Raw genomic sequence first — 24,094 nt, forward strand, 5'->3', positions numbered from 1 at the left:
CTGGTTTTTAAATTTCTTTGAAATTGAAACAACAAAAAAGGACATGGACCTAATTATTCGAACTCAATTTGCACGTTACGTTGTGGTGCAAATGTGGAAATTGCATGTTTATAGATCATTTGCTGCTTTCCTTCTGTTTCAAATAATACCGTAAAGTTATCAAAACCTTTTACCGTCCCCCTAAGCTGGAACCCATTCAATAAGTATACAGTAACAAATGTGTTATCTTTGCGGAGCTGATTCAAAAACTGGTCTTGAATATTGACGGATTGTTTCATCGTTTACAGTCCTCCTCTATATCTCTTTCTCCTTAAACATTCTACTTTTAACTTAGCTTTCCTGCAATGTAATGTAAAATTTCTTCAAGCTTTTGCTCAAAAGGGTCTTCAGTCAAATCAAACCACGTAATATCCATCTTATTACGAAACCACGTAAACTGCCGCTTCGCATAACGCCTTGAATTTTGCTTTAATTGACTGATTGCGTCTTCCTTTGAACATTGACCTTCTATGAATGAGATTACTTCCTTATAACCAATTGCTTGACCAGCTTGAGTACCTTTAAGACCTACTTCATAAAGACCCTTCACTTCATCAAACAGTCCTTTATCAATCATCTCATCCACTCGTTTATTAATACGATCGTATAACTTGTCTCGTTCTGTTGTTAAACCTATGATCGTATCCTGATAACAAGGTTCCAATGACTGTTGTTCCTGATATTCATGCATAGTCATTCCTGTTACATGAAAAACTTCTAACGCACGAATGACACGCCTTACGTTATTCGGATGAATGTTACTAGCTGATTTTATATCTACTTGTTGCAACTTTTCATGTAACGCTTCATTTCCGTAGAGTTTTGCAAATTCCTCTAGTTCTAAACGAAAATCTTCGTCACTCGAAGCATCTGAAAATTGATAATCATACAGGACAGATTGAATATAAAGTCCCGTTCCCCCTGCAAGAATCGGTAAACGCCCTTTTGCATTAATGTCAGAAATAAGGCGTCTAACTGTTTGTTGAAATTCTGCTACAGAGAATGTTTCATTAAAATTCTTAATATCGATCATATGATGTGTAATACCTTGCATTTCTTCAGTTGTAACTTTAGCAGTACCGATATTCATATCTCGATAAATTTGCATTGAGTCACCACTAATTACTTCTCCATCCAACCTTTTCGCAAGCTCAACACTAAGCTTTGTTTTCCCAACTGCCGTTGGACCTACGATTGCAATCACTTTTTCTCTCATTCTATACCTCACCCTATAAGTGTTCAAGTCGACCGTGTCTTTCTATATTATGTATTTATCTTAGTAATACAGCGTCTTGCAAAAGCAATTTCAATCCATTCTATCTCTTCCAACTTCATACTGTTTAACGTAAATCCTCTAAAGTCTTCACTTCAAAATATAGGACATCTACTAAGATAGAAGTAACAAATTAAATGTTGCATGTTTTTAATGATACTTATTCCTACCCTATTTTATCCAAGATTTGATAATTACAAACGTGAAAACATACTTTATCTATAGTTCTTTGATGTAAATGATAAAACCACAAAAGTTCCTGCACCTTTTGTGGTTTGTCACTTTACATTACTCGTTTGAACATCTTCTCCATTTCATATGTCGAGAATTGAATGATAATTGGTCTGCCATGTGGACAGGTGAATGGATCGGTTGTTTTGCGTAACGTTTCTAACAATTCAAAGATTTCATCGTTTCGCAGGTGATGATTTGCCTTGATCGATTGTTTACAGGACATCATGATCGCTGCTTCTTCTCGTACTTTTTTTATGTCTACTTTTTTATATTGAATCACTTGTTCAATCAGTTCCTCAATAATCTCTTGTTCAAAACCTCTTGGAAACCATTGTGGATGTGAACGTACGATATAACTTTGCGGACCAAATGACTCAAGGAAGATTCCCACTTCTCTTAACACTTCATGTCTAGAATCAATTAGAAGTGATTCTTTTTGCGTAAATTCCAATGTTATCGGAACGAGTAATTCTTGTACTTCAGAAGCTACTTCGCCTACTTTTTCACGAAAATATTCATACTTAACTCTCTCTTGAGCAGCATGTTGGTCAATGATATATAAGCCATTCTCATTTTGTGCCAAAATATACGTACCGTGCATTTGACCAATTGGATACAGTGGGGGCACCCTTGATGAAGCATTAGAGATCGGAATCTCCTGTTCGTTTTGAGTCAGTTCCTCAGTAGGTAACTCATCAAGCGTATCTAGGTCATGTTTAACAGCAGTTTCTCTAATCATATCGTGTTCACTGGTTGCTTGTACACGTTTCACTGGAGATTGAACAAATTCTTGGTGTTGTTCACTCCTTTGAATATGCTGTTCACCCTGTTTTACTTCCTCACTAACTGGTTGTGACAATTTATGCTCTAATGTGAATACTTGCTGTTCGGAGTACGGTTTAGGTTCTTTCTGTTTTTTCTCCATCTTCGGAATCAATGTTTCTTTTCTCAAATCCTGTTTAATACCTTCAGTAATCATTTCCATCAGTTCTTTTTCTTTGCTTAAACGGACTTCTAGCTTAGCTGGATGTACATTCACATCGACTAATAATGGATCCATCTCAATGTGAAGCAAAACAATCGGATACCGTCCAATCGGGAGTAACGTATGGTAACCTTCTTGCACGGCTTTTAGTAAGGCGTAGTTTTTAATAAATCGCCCATTTATGATCATCGACATATAGTTACGGGATGCTCGTGTAATTTCAGGTTTCACAATGTAACCACGGATTGTAAAATCCAGCGAGCTCCAATGCACTTCCTTCATTTGTTTCGCTGTTTTTGTACCGTAGATCGCAGCTAACACTTGTAATCGATCACCGTTACCATTTGTATATAATAGTTTCTTACCGTGGTGTGATAGACGAAACGAAATATTTGGATGAGCAAGAGCCATCCGATTCACAACATCGGTTATATTCCCTAATTCCGTATGAACGGTTTTCATATATTTTAGACGAGCTGGTGTATTATAGAATAGATTTTCTACTGTAATTTCTGTACCTTTTCGACTATCTGAACGATTTTGTTTTTCAATCGTTCCACCACAAATCCGCAAAAATGTACCTGCCTGATTTCCAGTACTCGTTTTCAACTCTAATTCAGATACAGATGCAATACTCGGTAATGCCTCTCCACGAAATCCAAGTGTAGAAATTCGAAATAGATCACTTTCATTTTTAATTTTACTCGTGGCATGTCGTTCAAATGCTAAGCGGGCATCTTCTTCATCCATGCCATCTCCGTTATCGACAATACGGATTTTTACAAGTCCTGCTTCTTCCACTTCTATAGATATTCGAGTACTATTTGCATCAATAGCATTTTCTAATAATTCCTTAACAACTGAAGCAGGTCGTTCTACTACTTCACCCGCAGCAATTTGGTTCGATAGCTGTGCATTTAACTGTTGAATTTTCCCCATCTATCTCACCTCTTAATGAATTTTATTCAGTTATTTTTCAACTTCTTTTGGAGCTTGTACAATTCGTTCATTGCATCAATTGGTGTCATTTCTAATAGATCTAACTGTAATAGTGCTTCAACTACGTTATTTTCTTGTTTAGATGATTTCAATTCTTTTTCCTTCACTTTATTCTCAGCAACAAAAAATGAAAGTTGCTTATCTTCAGATGGTTCCATCGTATCAATTGTACTAACTTCCTCGGAGTTAACTTGCTGATTTTGTGATTCTAAGTCCGCTAAAATCATCTTAGCACGTTCAATTAATGGAGCTGGCAATTCGGCAAGTTCTGCAACATGTATTCCATAACTTCTGTCTGCTGCTCCCTCCTGTACTTTATGAAGAAAGACAACTCGTCCATTTTCTTCAACAGCACGAACATGGACATTTTGTAAATGACTTAACATTTGTTCTAATTCGGTTAGCTCATGATAATGAGTAGAAAAGAGCGTCTTTGCACCGATTTCATTATGAATATATTCGATAATTGCTTGAGCTAATGCCATACCATCATACGTAGATGTTCCTCTACCGATTTCATCTAGTAATATTAAGCTATCTTGTGTCGCTTTTGTGAGTGCATTTTTTGCTTCAAGCATTTCAACCATGAATGTACTCTGCCCAGCGACGAGATCATCCGCTGCACCAATTCTTGTAAACACTTGATCAAATATTGGCAATACAGCTTTCTCAGCAGGAACGAAACAACCGATTTGTGCAAGTATAGCAGTCAAAGCGACTTGACGCATATACGTACTTTTCCCCGACATATTTGGGCCTGTTATTAATAGAATCTCACGCCCTTGTTCTAGCAAACAACCATTTGCAACATACTCATTATCATGCATAACTTTTTCTACAACAGGATGACGTCCTGAATGAATTTCTACTTTACGCTCTTTCGAAAACTCTGGGCGAACATATCCATACTCATCACTAATTGTCGCAAAGCATTGTAATACATCCATCTCACTTACAAATTTAGCTAAAGCTTGAAGGCTCGGAATAAACTGCTTTACTTGCTCACGTAACTCTAAGAAGATCTCATACTCGAGTTCTACACTCTTCTCCTCTGCTTCAAGAATGAGCGATTCCTTCTCCTTCAACTCGGGTGTAATATATCGTTCAGCATTTGATAATGTCTGCTTACGTTCATAACGATCATCATCAAGCAGGTGTAAATTGGCCTTTGTTACCTCGATAAAATAACCAAAAATCTTGTTATATCCTATTTTTAATGAGCGAATACCTGTTTGTTCGCGTTCTTTTTTTTCAAGTGCTGCAATCCATTCCTTACCGTTTCGTGAAGCATCACGATAGCGATCAAGTGCTTCATGGAAGCCATCCTTAATGATCCCTCCCTCTTTCACTGAGAGTGGTGGATGTTCATGTATACCTTCATCAAGCATTTCTCGAAGCTCAGAACATGGATCAATCTCGCTTACCAATTTAGTAGTATATGAATGGTCTAACTTAGAAACTAACTCAAGAATGTCAGGAATTTGTTCTAATGACTTTTTTAACTGAATAAGATCTCGTGCGTTCACATTCCCAAATGCAACACGCCCAGCTAACCTTTCAAGATCATAGACCTCTTTCAATCGCTCTCTTAAACCTTCACGCTCAAAAAATTGTTCAAGAAGTGTTGAAACAATACTTAATCGTTCATTAATTGACTGTTCCTTTAATAAAGGCCTCTCAATCCACTGACGTAGCATTCTTCCTCCCATTGCAGTTATCGTCTTATCTAATAACCACAATAAAGAGCCTTTCTTCCCTTTCGTACGAATCGTTTCAACAAGTTCTAAATTTCGCTTTGAATGTAAATCTAGCTTCATGTATTGATTAATTTGGTAATATTCTACTGGTTGTAGGTGTCCAAGAGAACGCTTTTGCGTTCGTAGTAAGTAATTAAAAAGTCTTCCTGAAGTTTTCCTTAACTTATTCTGTTCTAATCCTTCAACGAGATTTTCTAACCCCTCAGGAGTATTTACTCGTTCCTCATGGGAAATCGTAACAGGAATTCGTTCTTTAATCAGCTTCTCAACATGCTGTTCAATATCATCACGTAAGATTACTTCTCGTGCAGATAATCCGTACAGTTCGCCAATCACGTCGATCCAATCACCTTGAAGCAATGTCACCTTACTTTCACCAGTTGTTAAATCAGAATAGATAACACCAAATGTCCCATCCTCAAAATCAGTGACAGAAGCAATGAAGTTGTTATCCTTCTCATCTAATACTTTACCATCCATCACAGTACCAGGTGTGATCAGCTGAACGACTTCTCGTTTTACAACTCCCTTTGCTTGTTTTGGGTTTTCAGTTTGCTCACATATCGCAACTTTAAATCCTTTTTCGATGAGTTGTTGAATATAGTTTTGTGCAGAATGATGTGGAACGCCACACATTGGAATTCGCTCTGTTCCTCCACCATCACGACTTGTTAACGTTATTTCAAGTTCTTGAGATGCCTTTAATGCATCCTCAAAAAACATTTCATAAAAATCTCCTAAACGAAAAAATAAAAAGGCATCCGTGTAGTCAGCCTTTATTCGTAAATATTGTTCAATCATTGGCGTATACTTTGCCATTGCTGTTCCTCCAAGTTCAATATTCTCCGCTTGTTATTATAACACATTCTTTTTAACGTAAGAGTTGATTCAACCAAGTAGGTCCATTCAATCACATAGAAAATACGCTTCTTCACTGTTAGAAGAAGCGTACTTTTTTAATTTTATTCATCTGAATTACCTTCCAAAAACTCTGTATCAATCTCATCTAATTCCGCATCACTGATGTCTTCTACTTCCTCTTCAGCTTCATAAGCATATGGAAAAACTTTGATTCCTACCTTAGTTTCTCCAATTACTTCTGCAAGAAATTCACGTTCTACCTGTACGATCACCTTACCACCGTTTGGTGAAATCGTTGCTTCTAAGCAATTTGGTTGCTGTAATACACGCACAATCACTTCTAAATCGTCAACAATACAATTTTCATCCTTGGATGATAACGGTACAATATCTTTGTAAGAAACCGTTTCTGTCACAACTTCTGTTTTAGTATTTCCGCTGTAAGAATACCATACATTAATGTCATAAGTACCTTCAACTTCTACAACGTCACCTTGTTTCTTAGCATCATATTGATGGTTGATAATCCAACAGCCAAGAATACTAGATGGGTTGTGAGAAGGTGTAATCGTATTCGTTGCCTGTGTGAATTTTTTTCCCTTCCCACAAACAGCCTTTGATATTATCTCTCTTAAATAACTATCCCTTTCGACTGACATAAGAGCAATACCTCCTCATTCAATGGTTCATAGTTATCCTATGCAGGACATTAGCCCAATGTTACTTTTTTTGCTAATAAGAGTCACATTTTTTATTAGCCTTTTATAACGTTAGTGAACATCATTATATGAGTTACAACATGATGAAACATTACGATACAACAACCTACATACAAACGTAATCAATATAGAACATTGGTATACTTTCCTTCTCAGTCTATGTCCTGTCATGAAAAATCAGAACTATAAAGTGAAACTTCTACGAAAGTCGTTTAAGACATTCTTTTTAAAAGTACTGAATACTTACAATAACTTCATTTCTATAGATCATTAACAAGTTTTAAATAGCAACCTACTATAATTAATCAAATATTAATCATATTAAAATACGGTACATGAAATTTTAACGAATTTCTTATCGATAGTGATAGGAAAAGCAAAATTTAACTTCCGAATACTTTCAAGTACAATAACTACTGGGGAGGAATGAAAATGATCACTTTTAAACGTATTGACCATGTTCAGTTATGTATTCCATTGGGTAAGGAAGAAGAGGCGCGAAATTTTTATTGTGGCATTCTTGGGATGAAAGAGATAGAAAAACCTGATTCACTGAAATCAAATGGAGGGTTTTGGTTAGAAGCTGGCGACATTCAATTGCATATCGGTACAGAATCAATCAACGAGAATAAAGGAAAAAGGCATCCAGCCTTTGAGGTACAGGATATAGCTGCTGCTAGAAAACATTTAGAAACCGCCAAAGTCAAAATCAATGAAGAAAAAATCATTCCTGGAATACAACGTTTTTCTTTCTACGATCCATTTGGTAATCGAATAGAGTTGTTAGAAAAAGTTGAGGGTTAATGATAGATAGAATCACGTTGTTTCGTTAATACATTCTTATTGGTAAGCAGAAAGGACCGACATGTATCTGTCGGTCCTTCTATTATTAATGCTCTTCACCACAGCTAGAACCAGCACTCACTTTTGATCCAGTTTCGCCTTTTAGGACATCTCCACCTGTTGATTTAATAATTTCATCTGTTACGGTATTCGATATCGTTGATGAAATAAGTTGAAGTAAATCATTTACTTCAAGCTGTGATTGCTTGAAATCTTCAACAATTGGAATCTCATCCAATTGTTTAGTTAATTCTTCTATTTTTTCTTCAGCTTGTTTTAAAGCTTCTGCTTTACCATATGCTTGGAAGTTAACAGCCTGCTTTTGATAAGCTTTAATTGCCTTCATTAAATGTTGAACTTTTTCATTTTTATTAATTTGTTCTTCAGCTCGTTTGAAAAAATCAACTTCTTCTGTCTCAGATACCATTTTTGCTAATGCTTTTGCTTCTGCGATAATATCAGTTTTCGTATACTTCCCCATTTAGTTCACCTCTGCTACTTCTTCAATCATTTCTCCATCAAGAGACCATGTCTTTGCCTTATTAATTTTCACTTTAACAATTTTACCAATTGCAGACTTAGGACCTTTAAAGTTTACAAGCTTACTTTTTTCCGTATATCCTGCAAGTACTTCTGAATTATTTTTACTCTCTCCTTCAACAAGTACAGTTACTTCTTGACCGATATAATTTTTCATCGTCTCTGCTGCCTGCTCATTCACTAGTTGATTCAATCGTTGCAAGCGTTCTTTCTTAACTCGCATTGGAATATTATCTTGCATTTTTGCTGCTGGAGTACCATCTCGTGGTGAATAGATAAATGTATAGGCACTTTCAAATCCAACTTCACGTACTAATGATAACGTTTCTTCAAATTGTTCATCTGTTTCATTAGGGAAACCTACGATAATATCCGTTGTAAGTGTTACATTGGGAATGGCTTCTTTAATTTTCCGAACTAGCTCTAAATAAGATTCTCTCGAATACTTACGCGCCATTAACTTCAAAATTTCTGAGCTACCTGATTGAACTGGAAGATGAATATGATCGACAAGATTTCCACCTTTAGCAAGTACTTCAATTAGACGATCATCAAAATCTCGTGGATGACTTGTTGTAAAACGTATTCTTGGAATATCGATTTTTCGAATCTCATCCATCAATTCACCTAAACCATATTTCATGTCTTCGAAGTCTTTTCCATACGCATTTACGTTTTGCCCAAGTAATGTAATTTCTTGATACCCTTGTGCAGCTAGTTGACGCACCTCCTGAATAATATCTTCAGGGCGACGACTACGCTCTTTTCCTCGTGTATAAGGAACGATACAATACGTACAGAATTTATCGCATCCGTACATAATATTTACCCAAGCCTTAATGTTACCTTGTCGAACTTTAGGAAGGTTTTCAATTACATCCCCTTCTTTCGACCATACTTCTACAACTCTCTCTTTCGAGAACATTGCTTCACGAATAATTTGAGGTAAACGGTGAATATTATGTGTACCAAAGATCATATCGACAAATGGGTGCTTTTGATTGATTCGATTGACAACTGATTCCTCTTGTGACATACAACCACATACACCTAAGAGAACATCAGGATTTTTTTGCTTTAGCGGCTTTAAGTGACCAATTTCTCCAAACACTTTATTTTCCGCATTTTCACGAATTGCACACGTATTTAACAGAATTACATCTGCATCATCTGTTGTTGTTGTAGGCTCAAAACCAAGTTGCATGAAAATCCCAGCCATTACTTCAGTATCATGCTCATTCATTTGACAGCCGTACGTTCGAATATAAAATTTCTTGTCTTTCCCAACCCCAATCATATCTTCTGGAATTTCAAAATCGCGGTGAACTTTAATTTCTTCTTTCCCACGTTTTTTGGCATCTTTTAAAGAAGGGGCTACATATGTCGTTTCAAAAAACTTCGCAAAGTCTTCACTCGTTTTTTCCTTGAGGGATTTTTTGTCCCCTGGATTAGATTGCTTAATTTTAGTTGTTTCTTTTCGTTGTTGCTCGTTCATAAAAATTAACTCCTTTCGATCATCAGTACAACATTAAAAATTATAAATGGTAGATCTAATTGGTGCAAGCATTGCCTTCATAAGCGACTAAAGAAAGATGTGAAAACACCTGACCATCTATACGTGATGATCAGGTGTTTTTTAAGCGAGAACGATGTACAAATTATGATATGATTACCATTTCAATGAATGGAAAGTTGCAACAGTCTCACTTTTAATATTTACATAAATTCAGATACAAGCTTATCGAATTGCTCTTCACTAATTTTCAGGTCAACGTGTGAAAGTGGTTCTTCAGCATAACCTGGAACAAGCTCTTGATAAGATTTCTGCTCTTTATTTTGGTAGATTAGGCCTGTAACAAGTCCATCTTTCTCCATTAACGTTTGCATAGCCTGCACACGGTTAGCAGAATCATAATCTTCAATATCACTTAGCTTAGTTAAGTTCTCTTTGAACCAGTCATACGTGTTCACCTTATTATAAGTAACACATGGGCTAAACACGTTAATTAAAGAGAAACCTTCGTGCTGAATTCCTTGCTCAATTAGTGATGTAAGCTCCTTTAAATCACTTGAAAAACTTTGTGCTACGAATGTTGCACCAGCTGTTAACGCCAATTCCATTACAGAAAGAGCAGATTCAATCGATCCTTGTGGTGTACTTTTCGTTTTAAACCCTGTACCACTTCGTGGAGATGTTTGACCTTTTGTTAAACCATAGATTTGGTTATCCATAACGATATAAGTAACATTAATGTTGCGTCGAATAGCGTGAACTGTATGACCCATACCGATTGCAAAACCGTCACCATCACCACCAGATGCGATTACCGTTAAATCTTTGTTTGCCATTTTCACACCTTGTGCAATTGGAAGAGCACGTCCATGAACACCGTGGAAACCATATGAATTAATATAACCTGAAATACGTCCAGAACAACCGATACCGGAGATGACCGCTAACTCATGTGGCTCAAGACCAACATTCGCTGCTGCACGCTGCATTGCAGCTTGAACAGAGAAGTCACCGCAGCCAGGGCACCAGTTTGGTTTCACTTGGTTACGAAAGTCTTTAAATGTTGCCATGATTAGAACAACTCCTTAATTCTTCTGTGAATTTCATTCGGTTTAAATGGATTACCGTCATATTTCAACATGCTTTCAATTTTATCATGTTGACCTATGTTCATCTTAAGAATGCTAGTTAGTTGACCAGTACCATTGTATTCAACGACTACAACCTTTTTCGCAGCATCTACAAGTGGTTTCATTTGTTCAACTGGGAATGGGTGGATAAGACGAATGTGAGCATGATTAGTCTTAATCCCATCTGCCTCTAAACGCTCCATAGCTTCTTCAATTCCACCACGAGTCGAATTAAAACCAACAATCAATACGTCTGCATCTTCATGATTTTTTGTCACGTGAACAGGAGTTGGGAACTTCTCTGCTAAGTTATCAAGCTTACGAAGACGTTTATCCATCTGTGCTTTACGGTTTTCTGCAACCTCTGACGGGCGACCATTTTCACTATGCTCTACACCCGTAACGTGGTGAATACCGTTTTTCATACCTGGGATTACGCGTGGTGAGACACCGTCTTCAGTAACTTCATAACGTTTGAACGTTTCTTTCGCTTCTAATTCTGGAAGCTCTTCTTTCGGGTTTAACTTACCACGTCGTACTTCAATTTTGTTATAATCTAACGGCTCTACCGTTTGTTTCCCTAGAGAAACTTGTAAGTCAGTTAATAAGATAACTGGGATTTGATATTCTTCGGCAATGTTTAACGCTTCAATTGCATCATAAAATGCCTCTTGTACTGTACTTGGTGCCATTACAACCTTTGGAATGTCACCGTGTGTACCGTAAATCATAGCCATTAAATCCGATTGCTCTACTTTAGTTGGAAGACCTGTACTTGGTCCACCACGTTGTGTATCTACGACAACTAATGGTGTTTCAGTCATTCCAGAAAGACCAATTGCTTCCATCATTAATGAAAGACCAGGACCTGCTGAAGCTGTAATTGAACGCGTACCTGCGTAATTTGCTCCAATTGCCATCGTACATGCTGCAATCTCATCTTCCGTTTGAATAACTGTTCCACCAACTTCTGGAAGCTTTTTAATTAAATATTCCATAATTTCTGAAGCTGGAGTAATTGGATATGCTGGCATAAAACGAACACCACCAGCAAGGAAGCCCATTGCAATTGCATCGTTACCGATCATGAACATGCGTTTCTTTCCGTCAGCTTTTTCAAGTTGCATCAATTGAACATTACCACTCGTTTGTTCTTTAATATATTGAGCACCTTGTTTAATTGCTTCCATGTTCTTTTCAACGACTTTTTCGCCTTTTCTGCCGAAGATTTCTTGAACGACTTCACGGAATTCTTCAACATCAAGGTCTAATACCGCACTAGAAGCTCCAACTGCTACCATGTTTTTCATAAGAGAAGTTCCTAGTTCTGTTGCAATCTCTGTAAATGGTACAGCATACAATGTTGCCTTGCTGTCCTCTGGAATTGTTGGATTAAACTTAGCATCTGCAATTACGACACCACTATCATGTAGTTCGTGAATATTCACATCAATTGTTTCTTGGTCAAATGCTACTAATATATCAAGATCATCTGAAATTGAACGCACTTGTGTCGTGCTGACACGAATTTTATTATTTGTATGGCCACCTTTAATACGAGAAGAGAAGTGACGATATCCGTATAGATAATAACCTAAGCGATTTAATGCAATCGCGAAAATTTCACCAGTACTTTCAATCCCTTCCCCTTGTTGTCCGCCAACTTTCCATGAAAGTTGATTGATCATCTTTTACACCCCTTTATAATGCAATCATTTCTACAATTTTAGTTAAAAGTATGTATAGCACTCTTCTAATTAAAATAATTAACTCAATCATTTTATTTAATGAAATGATTGCTCGATAAAATATGTACTAAACGATTTCAATTCTAGACCTATCACTATAAAAATGCAAGACCTAGCAACTGATTTATGACAAATTTGTGTATTTTCATTCAATTTTGCAATTTAACTAAAAAAAACAACCAATTCAGTCTGATTAGCTCACAATTACAGACGTTTATGGTCGAATTTTCTTGTTTTTTACATTTTACATACGAAATTTGACTGACAATTCTGTGTGAAATCCTAGCTGAGGAAATCAGATGCTAAATTTTCAAAAAGAAACTTGTTTACTTGATTAACTGTATAATAATTCAATAATTGATTAATAAGATTTTCATAACAACGATAATTTTCAAGCCCTTTCGTCATTACATCAATACCATCAAAATCAGAACCAAATCCAACATAATCTTCTCCACCTAATCGACATACAAAATCCAAATGGCGCAATAGATCACTTATTGATGCATTCTCATCATTTCGGAGAAATTGTGGTACAAATGTTAGACCGATTCTTCCATTCTGTTGAATGAGCATCTTAATTTGCTCATTTGTTAAGTTACGTGGATGATTACATAACGACTTCACATTTGAATGAGTTGCAAGTGGTTTCTTTGCTAATTCAAGAACTTGCCAACATGCTCTTTCGCTTAGGTGTGAAACATCTGTCCAAATATGATACTCATTGTTAAGCTCTACGAGTTCCTTCCCGAACGATGTTAATCCTGCTCCACGTTCTTCTAAAATACCATCTGCAGCTAAATTAGCATCGTTCCAAGTTAAACCGACAGAGCGAACCCCAAGCCTTAACAACGTTTTGTAATAAAGAACATTACCTTCAATCGCATCGACCCCCTCTAAAGAAAGAATTGCACCAATTTCATCTTCCTTCAGGTTTAACAAATCTTGACGTGTTTGAATGTGTACCATCTGATCATATGGGTTAATGACTCTACTATAGAATAAATCTACCATCTTAAGTGCAGCTTGAAATTTTGCTCCATATGGGACATCGTTAGGTACAAATATAGCAAAACATTGTACCTTTGCTCCAGTCATTTGAAGTTGTTCATATGTAACATGCAAATCTTTGTCATTATAAAAGGAAAGATGTTCATTTCCCCATAGTTTATATAACACATCACAATGAGCATCAAATATTTTCATCATGCTCCTCCTTAAGATTTAGTAATCTTCAACTACCTCTAAATAATAATTTTTGTGAAAATAAAATAACCTGTCTGTTCATCAAATGAACAAACAGGTTTGTATTCGTTATCGAGGTTCTACGATCAATTTAATGGCAGTTCGTTCTTCACCATCAATCATTATATCAGTAAATGCAGGAATACAGATTAAGTCCACACCGCTCGGTGCAACAAATCCTCTCGCGATTGCTACTGCCTTCACTGCTTGATTTAGTGCACCAGCTCCAATTGCTTGGATCTCTGCTCCACCGCGCTCACGAATAACACCTGAAAGCGCACCAGCTACTTTATTTGGGTTTGATTGTGCTGAAACTTTTAATATTTCCATTTCTGGAACCTCCTTGATCGAATTAGTGGTCTTTTCATTCCCTACTAACTATATTCACGAAAGGAGATTGTATTCCTGCTAAATGGATTGAATTTTTAGAAAAATGCATTATATTACATATTTGAGAATAATCACAAATCAACTATACGGTTGGTAAAGACTAACAACACAATTTTAGTAATTAAACGGTTCTTAATAATTTTGAACGTAAAATAACTTGTACTTAATCTTACAACTTGCCTCATTACTCAAAGAAAGGTTGATCTTCATTTATTAAAATGCGATTAATCTTTTTCGCTTTACCAGTTTTCTTATCAAGATCGATCACCACTCCACTAAGCTGTGTGCGCCCAACCTTAGGTACTTCAAAACGAACTGGCAATTGTGTTACAAACTTACGAATAACAGCTTCCCTATCCATCCCTAAAATGTGATCATATGGTCCCGTCATCCCAACATCTGTCATATACGCTGTTCCTTCAGGCAAAATACGATTATCTGCTGTTTGCACATGTGTATGTGTTCCAACAACTGCTGACGCACGTCCATCTACATACCAACCGAATGCCTGCTTCTCACTTGTTGCCTCAGCATGAAAATCTATAAAAATAAGTGGAGTACGTTTACGAATTTCCATCAATAAGTCATCGATCTTACGAAATGGACAATCAATAGGTGGTAAAAATGTGCGCCCCATGACATTTACAACAGCAACTTCAACTCCGTTTGCATTAATAATTGTATAACCTTTACCAGGAGTACCATCTGGATAATTAGCCGGTCGAACAAGTGCTGGTGTATCATCTATAAACTCAAAAATTTCTCTATTGTCCCACGTATGATTTCCCATTGTAATTACTTGTGCACCTGCGCCCATTAATTGACGGTAAATCTTCTGTGTGATTCCTCTGCCCCCTGCGGCATTTTCCCCATTAATAATCGTTACATCAGGATGATATTTTTTCTTTAATTTCGGTACATACTCTTGCACCATTTCACGCCCAGGTGAACTTACAACATCACCAATAAACAGAATTCTCATTCAATAATTCCTTCTTTCTATGAAAGTAACCTTTTGTTCGTTTTAGTTTCACATAAATTAAAGTCAAAAATCAAGTTACAGTGAAACTTCTATGTAGTCAGAAACTAAGCTCTAGCATCTCAACATAATGATAGACAGAAAAAAAGTAAAGTGGCTTGCTACCACTTTACTTTTTATGTCGAGCAAATTATTTCGCATATTCTACAGCTCTAGTCTCACGTATAACAGTGACTTTAATATGTCCTGGATAATCCAAGTCATTTTCAATCTTCTTACGGATATCTCTAGCTAATCGATGTGCCTCAAGATCATCCACTGTATCTGGTTTAACTAATATACGAATTTCTCGACCCGCTTGAATCGCAAAGGATTTCTCGACCCCATCAAAGGATTCAGAGATTTCTTCTAACTTCTCTAATCTGCGTATATAGTTTTCTAACGTTTCACTACGTGCTCCCGGACGAGCAGCCGATAGCGCATCAGCAGCCGCAACTAGTACCGCGATAATTGATGTTGGTTCGGTATCACCATGATGCGAAGCTATACTGTTGATTACGACTGGATGTTCTTTATATTTCGTCGCTAGCTCTACACCTATTTCAACATGACTACCTTCCACTTCATGGTCAATTGCTTTTCCGATATCATGTAATAAACCGGAACGACGAGCAAGACTTTCATCTTCTCCAAGTTCAGCGGCCATTAATCCAGCGAGATAAGCAACTTCCATTGAATGCTTCAACACATTTTGTCCATAACTTGTACGATACTTTAATCGTCCTAAGATCTTTATTAAATCTGGATGTAGTCCGTGGACTCCTACCTCAAACGTCGTTTCTTCACCAACTTCACGAATGTGCTCATCTACTTCACGACGAGATTTATCAACCATTTCCTCAATTCGTGCTGGGTGAATTCGCCCATCTTGAACAAGTTTTTCAAGTGCAATACGTGCTGTTTCACGACGAATAGGATCAAAACCAGACAGAATAACAGCTTCAGGTGTATCATCAATAATTAAATCAATACCTGTAAGCGTCTCAATTGTACGAATGTTACGTCCCTCACGACCTATGATACGACCTTTCATCTCATCGTTTGGTAAATTAACAACTGAAACTGTTGTTTCAGCAACATGGTCAGCTGCACAACGCTGAATTGCTACAGAAAGAATTTCTTTTGCACGCTTGTCTGCCTCTTCCTTCGCACGATTCTCACTCTCTTTAACCATAATCGCAGTTTCATGAGAAAGCTCTTTTTCCGTCTCTTGAATAATAAGCTCTCTTGCTGCTTCACGAGATAATCCGGAAATGTGTTCTAATTCTTGCTGTTGCTTATGCAACAACTCTTCCACTTTGCTTTCCATTTCTTCAATCTGCTGTTGTTTTGCTACGAGAGATTGTTCCTTCTTCTCAAGCATTATTTCACGCTGGTCAAGCGTCACACTCTTCCGATCTAAATTCTCTTCTTTTTGCATCAGACGATTTTCTTGTTTTTGTAGCTCCGTACGACGTTCACGGATTTCATTTTCCGCACTTGTACGAAGTTTATGAATTTCATCTTTCGCTTCAAGAAGCGCTTCCTTTTTCGATGCCTCTGATTCACGCTTGCCATCTTCAATGATTTGTAGCGCTGCATGCTCGGCACTCGAAATTTTCGCTTCTGCAATAGATTTTCGCACGAAATAGCCAACAACTGCTCCGACGATGATGCCAAGCAAAGCGGAGATGATTACTAACGCATTCATATTCTTCACCTCCTCTTGCTATCAAATTGTTTCGTAGTGTATGTTTAATTGCACAGGTTTCTGTACAAATACGCATACAGTCCATTTCATTTGTGTCGGCATTTTATGAGCTGTTTTCATAATTGAGTTACTTACAGCACAAAGCCATGTCAAATTCCAAATATTTTATTTTGAAATTATACATATTAATTGTAAAGTTGGCACAAATGCTTGTCAAGAGATCGATGTTGACTGACGGCATTATTTCACAATATTTTTTCATTTTTTCCAATTTTTACAGTTGATTTGATCAACTTTTTACGAAATCCTCTATCAATTGATCATCGTTGTTATCGATTTCAATTTTAAAATGCGTATTCAAATAAAGAAGGTGCCAAAGATAACATAAACATCCAGATACGTGAGGAATAGATAAGCAAGCTAAAAAAAGATTCGAATATAATTTACCTAGGACTTTTAGAACAACCTCTAAAAATAAAAAAAAAACAGAAAGAGACTTCTTACATCCCTTCCTGCTCTCTTCATTATGCATCAAAGTCTAAGTCTTCTTGTTCCTCTTTTACTAGAATACTCTCTTCATCTAATCCATGATGTTGACGGATTTTCTCATGAACCTCTAACTTCACATTTTCATTCTCACGTAAAAATTGCTTCGAATTTTCTCTACCTTGACCTAAACGCTCTTCATTATATGAATACCATGCACCACTTTTTTGAATAATATCTAAATCCGTCGCAATGTCTAGTAATTCACCTTCTTTAGAAATACCTTCTCCGTACATAATGTCTACTTCTGCTTGCCTGAATGGAGGTGCTACTTTATTCTTTACCACTTTAATTCTTGTTTTGTTTCCAACCATATCGTTACCTTGCTTCAACGTCTCAGCACGTCTTACTTCTAAACGAACCGTCGAATAGAATTTCAATGCACGTCCACCTGGTGTCGTCTCAGGATTACCGAACATTACACCAACTTTTTCACGAATTTGGTTAATAAAGATTGCAATCGTTTTGGATTTATTAATCGCACCAGATAACTTACGAAGAGCCTGTGACATGAGACGTGCTTGAAGACCAACATGAGCATCCCCCATATCTCCTTCAATCTCTGCTTTTGGAACAAGTGCGGCTACTGAATCGACGACAATAATATCGACAGCACCACTACGTACTAAAGCTTCTGCAATTTCTAACGCCTGTTCACCAGTATCTGGCTGTGACAATAACAACTCATCAATATCGACACCTAGTTTTTGAGCATAAACAGGGTCTAATGCGTGCTCTGCGTCAATGAATGCAGCTTGCCCACCTTGCGCTTGAACTTCAGCAATTGCATGTAATGCAACAGTTGTTTTACCAGAAGATTCTGGACCGTATACTTCAACAATACGCCCACGTGGATAGCCACCTACTCCAAGAGCAATATCTAATGCAAGTGATCCACTTGGGATTGTTGACACCCTTTGTTCTGCTTGTTCTCCTAATTTCATAATGGATCCTTTACCGAAATTTTTCTCTATTTGACGTAATGCTTGATCTAATGCAGCTTGACGATCACCCATCTTAATTCCTCCTCTTTCTCTTACTATTTCTCTTTAGACTATCATTATCATATCTCTTTTTTAACAGTTTGCCAAGAAAAAAACGAACACTTATTCGTTATTTTTGTTTTTCATCTCATTCAAAAATGGAAAAAGCGTTGTACAATATCTTATTTTGGAGATTATTTTATTACACATTTTTTATTTCTGTATTTATGTTATCTGTCAACTTATCAACCTAACAGTTTTTTTAATAAATAGTATGCACCGTACTTCACCGAACGAAGTCGAATAGAATGACGGCTTCCTGCAAGTGTAAGAGCATGTACCTCAGTTAAATGAGCATCTGCAAGACCAATAAATACCGTTCCAACAGGTTTTCCTTCCTGTTCTGCTGGACCTGCTACACCAGTAAAACTAATTCCGATGTTAGACTGATAGCGCTCACGCACCTTTTGAGCCATCTCTCTAGCAGTCTCTTCACTAACTGCACCATGCTGAATCAGTGTACTTTCTTCAACCCCAAGCAAATTCATTTTCGCCTCATTCGAATAAGTGATCATACCACCAGAAAAGACTGTCGATGCCCCTTTCTCATTCGTTAATGATTCTCCGAAGAAGCCACCTGTCAAGCTTTCAGCACTGGCAACTGTTATTGAACGATCTTTGAGCAACTTAACTAGTTCATGAAAAAGACTTGTGTCATCATATCCGTAAAAATAATCCCCGACACGAGCAAAAATCTCTTTCTCTGTTTCTACCATCAATGCTTGTGCATTTTCTACCGTCTCAGCTTTTGCTGTTAAACGTATAACAACCTCTCCATCAGAAGCTAGTGGAGCAATTGTTGGATTAGTCTGTTTATCAATCAAATCCTCTAACTCTGTTTCAAGCTGTGCCTCACCGATTCCAAAAAAATGTAATATCTTTGACGTAATAACTGTTTGTTCATGCAATTGATTCAGCAAGAACGGACGGACATAACTATCAAACATAGGCTTCATTTCTTTCGGTGGACCTGGTAGTAAAAGATAAGTAATTTGATCAACCGTCACACTCATGCCTGGGGCCATACCATTGTCATTAGGAAATACCGTTGACCCTTCTAATACATGTGCTTGCTTGCGATTATTGTCAGTCATTGCTCGATTGACTTTCTTGAAGTAATCCCTAATGCGCACTAATGCAAGTTCATCTTCTATAAGATTGAGCCCTAACACCTTTGCAATCGTCTCTTTTGTTAAGTCATCTTTTGTTGGACCAAGCCCACCAGAAAAAATAATCGTATCTACACGAGTTTGTGCATGCTTGATCGCTTTCTCTAGCCTCTCTGGGTTATCTCCTACTGTAGTATGATAAAATACGTTCACTCCAATTTCAGCAAGGTTACGTGAAATGAATTGAGCATTCGTATTTGCGATTTGTCCGAGTAACAGTTCAGAACCTACAGCTATAATTTCAGCGTTCACGATCTCCACCCCTTCTTCTCTAAATAAATTGCTCGTAACATTTAAGTGTGCTTCACATTATTTACTTTTCAATAATATGAATCGGTTTTTATAAAAATAATCCCATCCTGATAGAAGCGTAAAGAAAACAGCTAACCATAACATGATTCCACCGAGTGGAAAACCGAAAGATAGAAATGGCTGGTCGTGTAAAAGTAATGCTGCAATTGCGATCATCTGAACAGTTGTCTTAATCTTTCCAAGCTGACTTGCAGCAAGCACTTCTCCTTCACCAGAAGCAACAAGTCTTAACCCTGTGACTGCAAATTCTCTAGCAATAATAACAATAACCATCCAAGCAGCAGCAAAACCAATTTCAACGAGTGAAATCAATGCAGCAGAGACTAGTAACTTATCCGCTAACGGATCAAGAAATTTGCCCATTGTTGTAACAAGCTCATATTTTCTAGCAAGATAACCGTCAATCCAATCTGTTAAAGCTGCAATAATAAATAAGAGCGCTCCAATAATATGAGACACTGGTAATAATTCATTTCCTATACTCACCGTACCTAAAGGTAATGGAGCAAGCATAAAAATCATTAAAATTGGAATTAAAATAATACGTGACAATGTAATTTTGTTAGGTAAATTCACATCTAATCCTCCATTCAATCATCGATCCCTAGATTTTATAACCTCACCGAATATACGTTACATTAAACTGACCGAACTGTAAATTATTATATCCATCCAACTAAAATCATCATAGATTGAAGCCAAACATAAATGAAACACACATTTTGTACAAGAAAAGAGCCATCTGCACTGATGACTCTTTAAGGAATATCATTTTTTCACAAATTGAATCATGATCTTTTGATGGACGTTCTCAGTTGCAGGAAATGCATATGGCAATGGTTGTCCATTAACTAAAATGTCAATATCTATCGTTCGACCGATATTAAGCTCTACTTCTTCTTCGCTACTTAAATCAAAAGTTTTAGAAAGACCTTTATTCAACTCTTGGGCAAAGTATGATTTGCCTTTATTGCTTTTTACACCAATATAACTTCGACCCTCAGGTTTATTAGCAGTCAACGTAATCTCAAACTTATCCGTTCCCGTTAATTTGTACGTTGTTAAAGGAGTCTTACCATCCGTCTGATTAATTTTCTCTAATTGCATTTCATCTGTAGCCGGTTCATCAGTTTCTTGTTCATCTGGTACTGGAGTGACTGGTTCTTCACTTCCTGCCCCATTCTCATCTACTTTAGGTTTCTCAACCTCAGGTTCTTCTTGTGAAGGTAATGTAATCCCTTCCTCATATCCACCTACTCCTGAACCTGATTCCTCACTTACGCTTCCAGAATTGCTGGGCTTATTTTGATTAAAAAACCAAAAAGATAAAGCAATTGCTAAAATTAATACAATTACGAGTATCGTTGGTAAGAAAGATAAGAACTTACTTCCTCTCGTAGATACAGCCTTTTGCTCACGCTTAATCCGTGTCATTCGTTCAGGTACTTCATCATCTGCTCTTGGGATTTCTGTAGCAAACTCATGGAAAAGCTGTTCAGGATCTAAGCCAACTGCTTCAGCATACTGTTTTAAAAATGCACGTGCGTAAAAGTTCCCTGGCATCACATCAAATTTACCTGCTTCAATTGCCTCTAAGTAGCGCTTTTGAATTTTTGTTGTATTTTGCAATTGCTCTAATGTTAAATTTCGCTCAGCTCTAGCTTGTCTTAAGCGTTGTCCCAATTCACTCAATGATAACACCATCCAATACTTTCTATTTCAAATCCACTCACAAAACACGATGTTCCATAAGTGAATTATGAAAGTCATTGTGTTCTTTCTATTTTTTCTTAACTATTATTAATAGTTAATTCACCTACTTAATTAAAAATCAAACGCCGAAAACCCAAAATTCGATGACATGTTAGCTTCTTCAACGACTTCATACGTTATTTCTTCATCATGGTCGTTACGCAATTCAATAATATAATCAAAATCGTCCAATGTATATTGTGTTTCTTGCACAAAAATATCAGGGTGTTCAATTACTTTCGTTGCATCCAATGCCATGATTTCTCGAACAAGCTGCCAATGGCGTTCTGAAGCACGTCTAGTAGAAACTATTCCGTCAATAATGTAGAGATGGTCAGGATTATATTCATCTTCAATAAGCTGACTTCGAATAGTTTGCTTTAATAGAGTGGAAGATACAAATAACCAACGCTTATTTGCACACACGCTTGCAGCTACGATTGACTCAGTTTTTCCAACACGAGGCATGCCCCTAATTCCTATTAATTTGTGACCTTCCTTTTTATACAATTCCGCCATAAAATCGACAAGTACTCCTAACTCGTCTCTTTCAAAACGAAATATCTTTTTATCATCTTTTTCCCGATGTATGTATCGACCATGGCGAACTGCTAAACGATCCCTCAAACTAGGTTCGCGCAATTTTTTTATCGTTATATTATCAATGGTAAGTAAAATTGACTCAAGTCGCTTAATTTGTTCTGTAGATTCGCTAAGCAAAAGCATACCACGACGCATATCGTCAACCCCATTGATCGTTACAATATTAATGGCAAGCATCCCCAATAGTGAAGAAATGTCGCCAAGAAGACCCGGGCGGTTTTTGGAAATTTCATATTCTAAATACCACTCTTTTTTTGCCATACGCAATCTCCTCTACTATTAAAGCATCTTTCTCTAATTCATTCGTTTAAAATCCAGTATATGTAGGTTTAAATTGTATTTATTACTATAATAAATGATTTTAGATCAATAGAAAACCCTTTAATCTGTATAGGAAGAAAGTTTTGTGGCACTTTTGAAATATAGACGAAAAATGAAAGAATAAAATCCAATCGTTAAGTACAATATCAAGAAAAAAATGAAAAATTAACGATAATATAAACAATATATTTTCAAATAATAAGCATTTATTTAAATTCATCTACAGAAAAAGAGAGGAAAATTCCTCTCTCTTTCTCTTTAATGCACTTCTTTTCCTTGAACGAGCTTAACCATCATATTTGCAATGGCATGTTGTTCTTCATCAGAAGCAACTTTCCACAATTCTGCTAAAATTCTTTCCTCAGCATTTTTTGGCTCAACTTGCTGTGCTAAGTAATCACCGATTTCGAACGCAACATTCTCAACAGTTCGATTATCTAAACCGTCTTTTTGAGCTTGTTGCAAACGCCCGCCAAGAAATTCTTTCCACGTATCAAAATTGTCTAGTACTGACATAACCTTCACTCCTTTAAGAGTAGATTCACGTTTAGTTTCTCTATATCTTTGGTGTTTATGCATCATCACTTAAAATAAGGTTCTATGTATGCCATCCGCCATTTACTCCAATAATTTGACCGTTTACATAAGAAGCATCTTTCGAACATAAAAAGCTTACAACTGCAGCTATTTCATTTGGTTCAGCAAGTCGCTGTGCTGGAATTTCTTCAGTTAGCATTTGTATATCTGCTTCACTAAACGTATTCAACATATCCGTTTGTACTGCACCAGGTGAAACACCATTTACGTATACACCACTAGGTGCTAACTCTTTTGCAAGAGCCTTTACTAACGCATTTTGCCCGCCTTTTACCATTGAATATAACGTTTCACATGAAGCACCTATTTCACCCCAAATCGATGTAATAAATACAACATGGCCACTTCGTTTGGAAACCATGTTTGGAATAATTTCCTTCGTTAACAAGTAAGGCACAGTGCAATGTAGATTCACCATATCTGTAACAGTATCACTGTCCATATCAGTAATTAAGCCAAAGACAGAACGACCACTATTATGCACACAAAGATCAATCGAAGTAGTTAGTTGTTGTTTGATTTCTTCGATTGCACTTGGTTTCGTTAAATCAGCTTGAATAACATAAGATGGAACGTCTAATTCATGTTGTAATGATGTTACAGCTTGTTCATTTTGATAATAATGTAGATACAGATTATAACCATCTTTTGCTAAACGTTTTGCAATTGCTTGACCGATTCCACCACTTGCACCAGTTATAAATGCCCATCTCTCCATTTCCCATCAATCCCTCCTCTATTTTCGC

21 protein-coding genes are annotated in these 24,094 nt (G+C 36.8%); 1 reads left to right on the forward strand and 20 read right to left on the reverse strand.

From position 1 onward, the window contains the following. Positions 1-53 precede the first annotated feature (53 nt). The 5 genes from hfq to BFG57_RS02530 form a co-directional block, all read right to left on the reverse strand. On the reverse strand, positions 54-278 hold the full coding sequence (gene hfq / locus BFG57_RS02510; protein WP_069715891.1) for an RNA chaperone Hfq: 225 nt from the start codon (positions 276-278) through the stop codon (positions 54-56). 47 nt (positions 279-325) lie between these two features. Next, a complete protein-coding gene (gene miaA / locus BFG57_RS02515) occupies positions 326-1,255 on the reverse strand; it encodes a tRNA (adenosine(37)-N6)-dimethylallyltransferase MiaA (protein WP_069715892.1) in 930 nt (309 codons plus the stop codon). Positions 1,256-1,595: 340 nt separating this feature from the next. Then, the gene (mutL, locus tag BFG57_RS02520; protein ID WP_069715893.1) at positions 1,596-3,470 is read right to left on the reverse strand and encodes a DNA mismatch repair endonuclease MutL; all 1,875 of its coding nucleotides are present in this window, start codon (positions 3,468-3,470) and stop codon (positions 1,596-1,598) included. A 26-nt stretch (positions 3,471-3,496) separates the two neighbouring features. Then, positions 3,497-6,106 (reverse strand): DNA mismatch repair protein MutS, encoded by a 2,610-nt coding sequence (gene mutS / locus BFG57_RS02525; protein WP_069715894.1) that lies wholly within the window; start codon positions 6,104-6,106, stop codon positions 3,497-3,499. A gap of 143 nt (positions 6,107-6,249) precedes the next feature. After that, positions 6,250-6,807 carry an outer spore coat protein CotE gene (locus BFG57_RS02530; RefSeq protein ID WP_069715895.1) on the reverse strand — a complete coding sequence of 186 codons (558 nt, stop codon included), beginning with the start codon at positions 6,805-6,807 and terminating at the stop codon, positions 6,250-6,252. A gap of 492 nt (positions 6,808-7,299) precedes the next feature. Here BFG57_RS02530 and BFG57_RS02535 point away from each other — a divergent pair, with 492 nt between their 5' ends. Continuing rightward, positions 7,300-7,671: a VOC family protein gene (locus BFG57_RS02535; RefSeq protein ID WP_069715896.1), complete on the forward strand. Its 372-nt coding sequence runs from the start codon at positions 7,300-7,302 to the stop codon at positions 7,669-7,671. Positions 7,672-7,756: 85 nt separating this feature from the next. Here BFG57_RS02535 and BFG57_RS02540 read toward each other — a convergent pair whose 3' ends face one another. From BFG57_RS02540 to ymfI, 15 genes are all read right to left on the reverse strand, one after another. Continuing rightward, on the reverse strand, positions 7,757-8,191 hold the full coding sequence (locus tag BFG57_RS02540) for a YlbF/YmcA family competence regulator (protein WP_069715897.1): 435 nt from the start codon (positions 8,189-8,191) through the stop codon (positions 7,757-7,759). Next, positions 8,192-9,745 carry a tRNA (N6-isopentenyl adenosine(37)-C2)-methylthiotransferase MiaB gene (miaB, locus tag BFG57_RS02545; protein WP_069715898.1) on the reverse strand — a complete coding sequence of 518 codons (1,554 nt, stop codon included), beginning with the start codon at positions 9,743-9,745 and terminating at the stop codon, positions 8,192-8,194. A gap of 221 nt (positions 9,746-9,966) precedes the next feature. After that, a complete protein-coding gene (locus tag BFG57_RS02550) occupies positions 9,967-10,833 on the reverse strand; it encodes a 2-oxoacid:ferredoxin oxidoreductase subunit beta (protein ID WP_069715899.1) in 867 nt (288 codons plus the stop codon). 2 nt (positions 10,834-10,835) lie between these two features. Then, positions 10,836-12,581 (reverse strand): 2-oxoacid:acceptor oxidoreductase subunit alpha, encoded by a 1,746-nt coding sequence (locus BFG57_RS02555; protein ID WP_069715900.1) that lies wholly within the window; start codon positions 12,579-12,581, stop codon positions 10,836-10,838. Between the two features lie 342 nt (positions 12,582-12,923). Beyond that, positions 12,924-13,847, reverse strand: a complete 924-nt coding sequence (locus tag BFG57_RS02560) for a dipeptidase (protein ID WP_069715901.1) — start codon at positions 13,845-13,847, stop codon at positions 12,924-12,926. Between the two features lie 108 nt (positions 13,848-13,955). Next, on the reverse strand, positions 13,956-14,216 hold the full coding sequence (locus tag BFG57_RS02565; RefSeq protein WP_069715902.1) for a stage V sporulation protein S: 261 nt from the start codon (positions 14,214-14,216) through the stop codon (positions 13,956-13,958). A 244-nt stretch (positions 14,217-14,460) separates the two neighbouring features. Further along, a complete protein-coding gene (locus tag BFG57_RS02570; protein WP_069715903.1) occupies positions 14,461-15,258 on the reverse strand; it encodes a TIGR00282 family metallophosphoesterase in 798 nt (265 codons plus the stop codon). 187 nt (positions 15,259-15,445) lie between these two features. Then, the gene (rny, locus tag BFG57_RS02575) at positions 15,446-17,005 is read right to left on the reverse strand and encodes a ribonuclease Y (RefSeq protein ID WP_069715904.1); all 1,560 of its coding nucleotides are present in this window, start codon (positions 17,003-17,005) and stop codon (positions 15,446-15,448) included. 524 nt (positions 17,006-17,529) lie between these two features. Continuing rightward, the gene (gene recA / locus BFG57_RS02585) at positions 17,530-18,567 is read right to left on the reverse strand and encodes a recombinase RecA (protein ID WP_069715906.1); all 1,038 of its coding nucleotides are present in this window, start codon (positions 18,565-18,567) and stop codon (positions 17,530-17,532) included. Positions 18,568-18,779: 212 nt separating this feature from the next. Beyond that, positions 18,780-20,015: a competence/damage-inducible protein A gene (locus BFG57_RS02590; RefSeq protein WP_069715907.1), complete on the reverse strand. Its 1,236-nt coding sequence runs from the start codon at positions 20,013-20,015 to the stop codon at positions 18,780-18,782. Between the two features lie 57 nt (positions 20,016-20,072). Continuing rightward, complete coding sequence (pgsA, locus tag BFG57_RS02595; protein ID WP_069715908.1) at positions 20,073-20,651, reverse strand: CDP-diacylglycerol--glycerol-3-phosphate 3-phosphatidyltransferase; 579 nt, start codon at positions 20,649-20,651, stop codon at positions 20,073-20,075. Between the two features lie 192 nt (positions 20,652-20,843). Next, the gene (locus BFG57_RS02600) at positions 20,844-21,779 is read right to left on the reverse strand and encodes a helix-turn-helix domain-containing protein (protein ID WP_083249023.1); all 936 of its coding nucleotides are present in this window, start codon (positions 21,777-21,779) and stop codon (positions 20,844-20,846) included. A 120-nt stretch (positions 21,780-21,899) separates the two neighbouring features. Continuing rightward, the gene (locus BFG57_RS02605) at positions 21,900-22,691 is read right to left on the reverse strand and encodes a DUF3388 domain-containing protein (protein WP_069715910.1); all 792 of its coding nucleotides are present in this window, start codon (positions 22,689-22,691) and stop codon (positions 21,900-21,902) included. 318 nt (positions 22,692-23,009) lie between these two features. Next, a complete protein-coding gene (locus BFG57_RS02610) occupies positions 23,010-23,267 on the reverse strand; it encodes a DUF3243 domain-containing protein (protein ID WP_069715911.1) in 258 nt (85 codons plus the stop codon). 82 nt (positions 23,268-23,349) lie between these two features. Continuing rightward, complete coding sequence (gene ymfI, locus BFG57_RS02615; RefSeq protein ID WP_069715912.1) at positions 23,350-24,066, reverse strand: elongation factor P 5-aminopentanone reductase; 717 nt, start codon at positions 24,064-24,066, stop codon at positions 23,350-23,352. Between the last annotated feature and the right edge of the window lie 28 nt (positions 24,067-24,094).

This window comes from Bacillus solimangrovi, from assembly GCF_001742425.1.
Classification (GTDB): domain Bacteria; phylum Bacillota; class Bacilli; order Bacillales; family Bacillaceae_N; genus Bacillus_AV; species Bacillus_AV solimangrovi.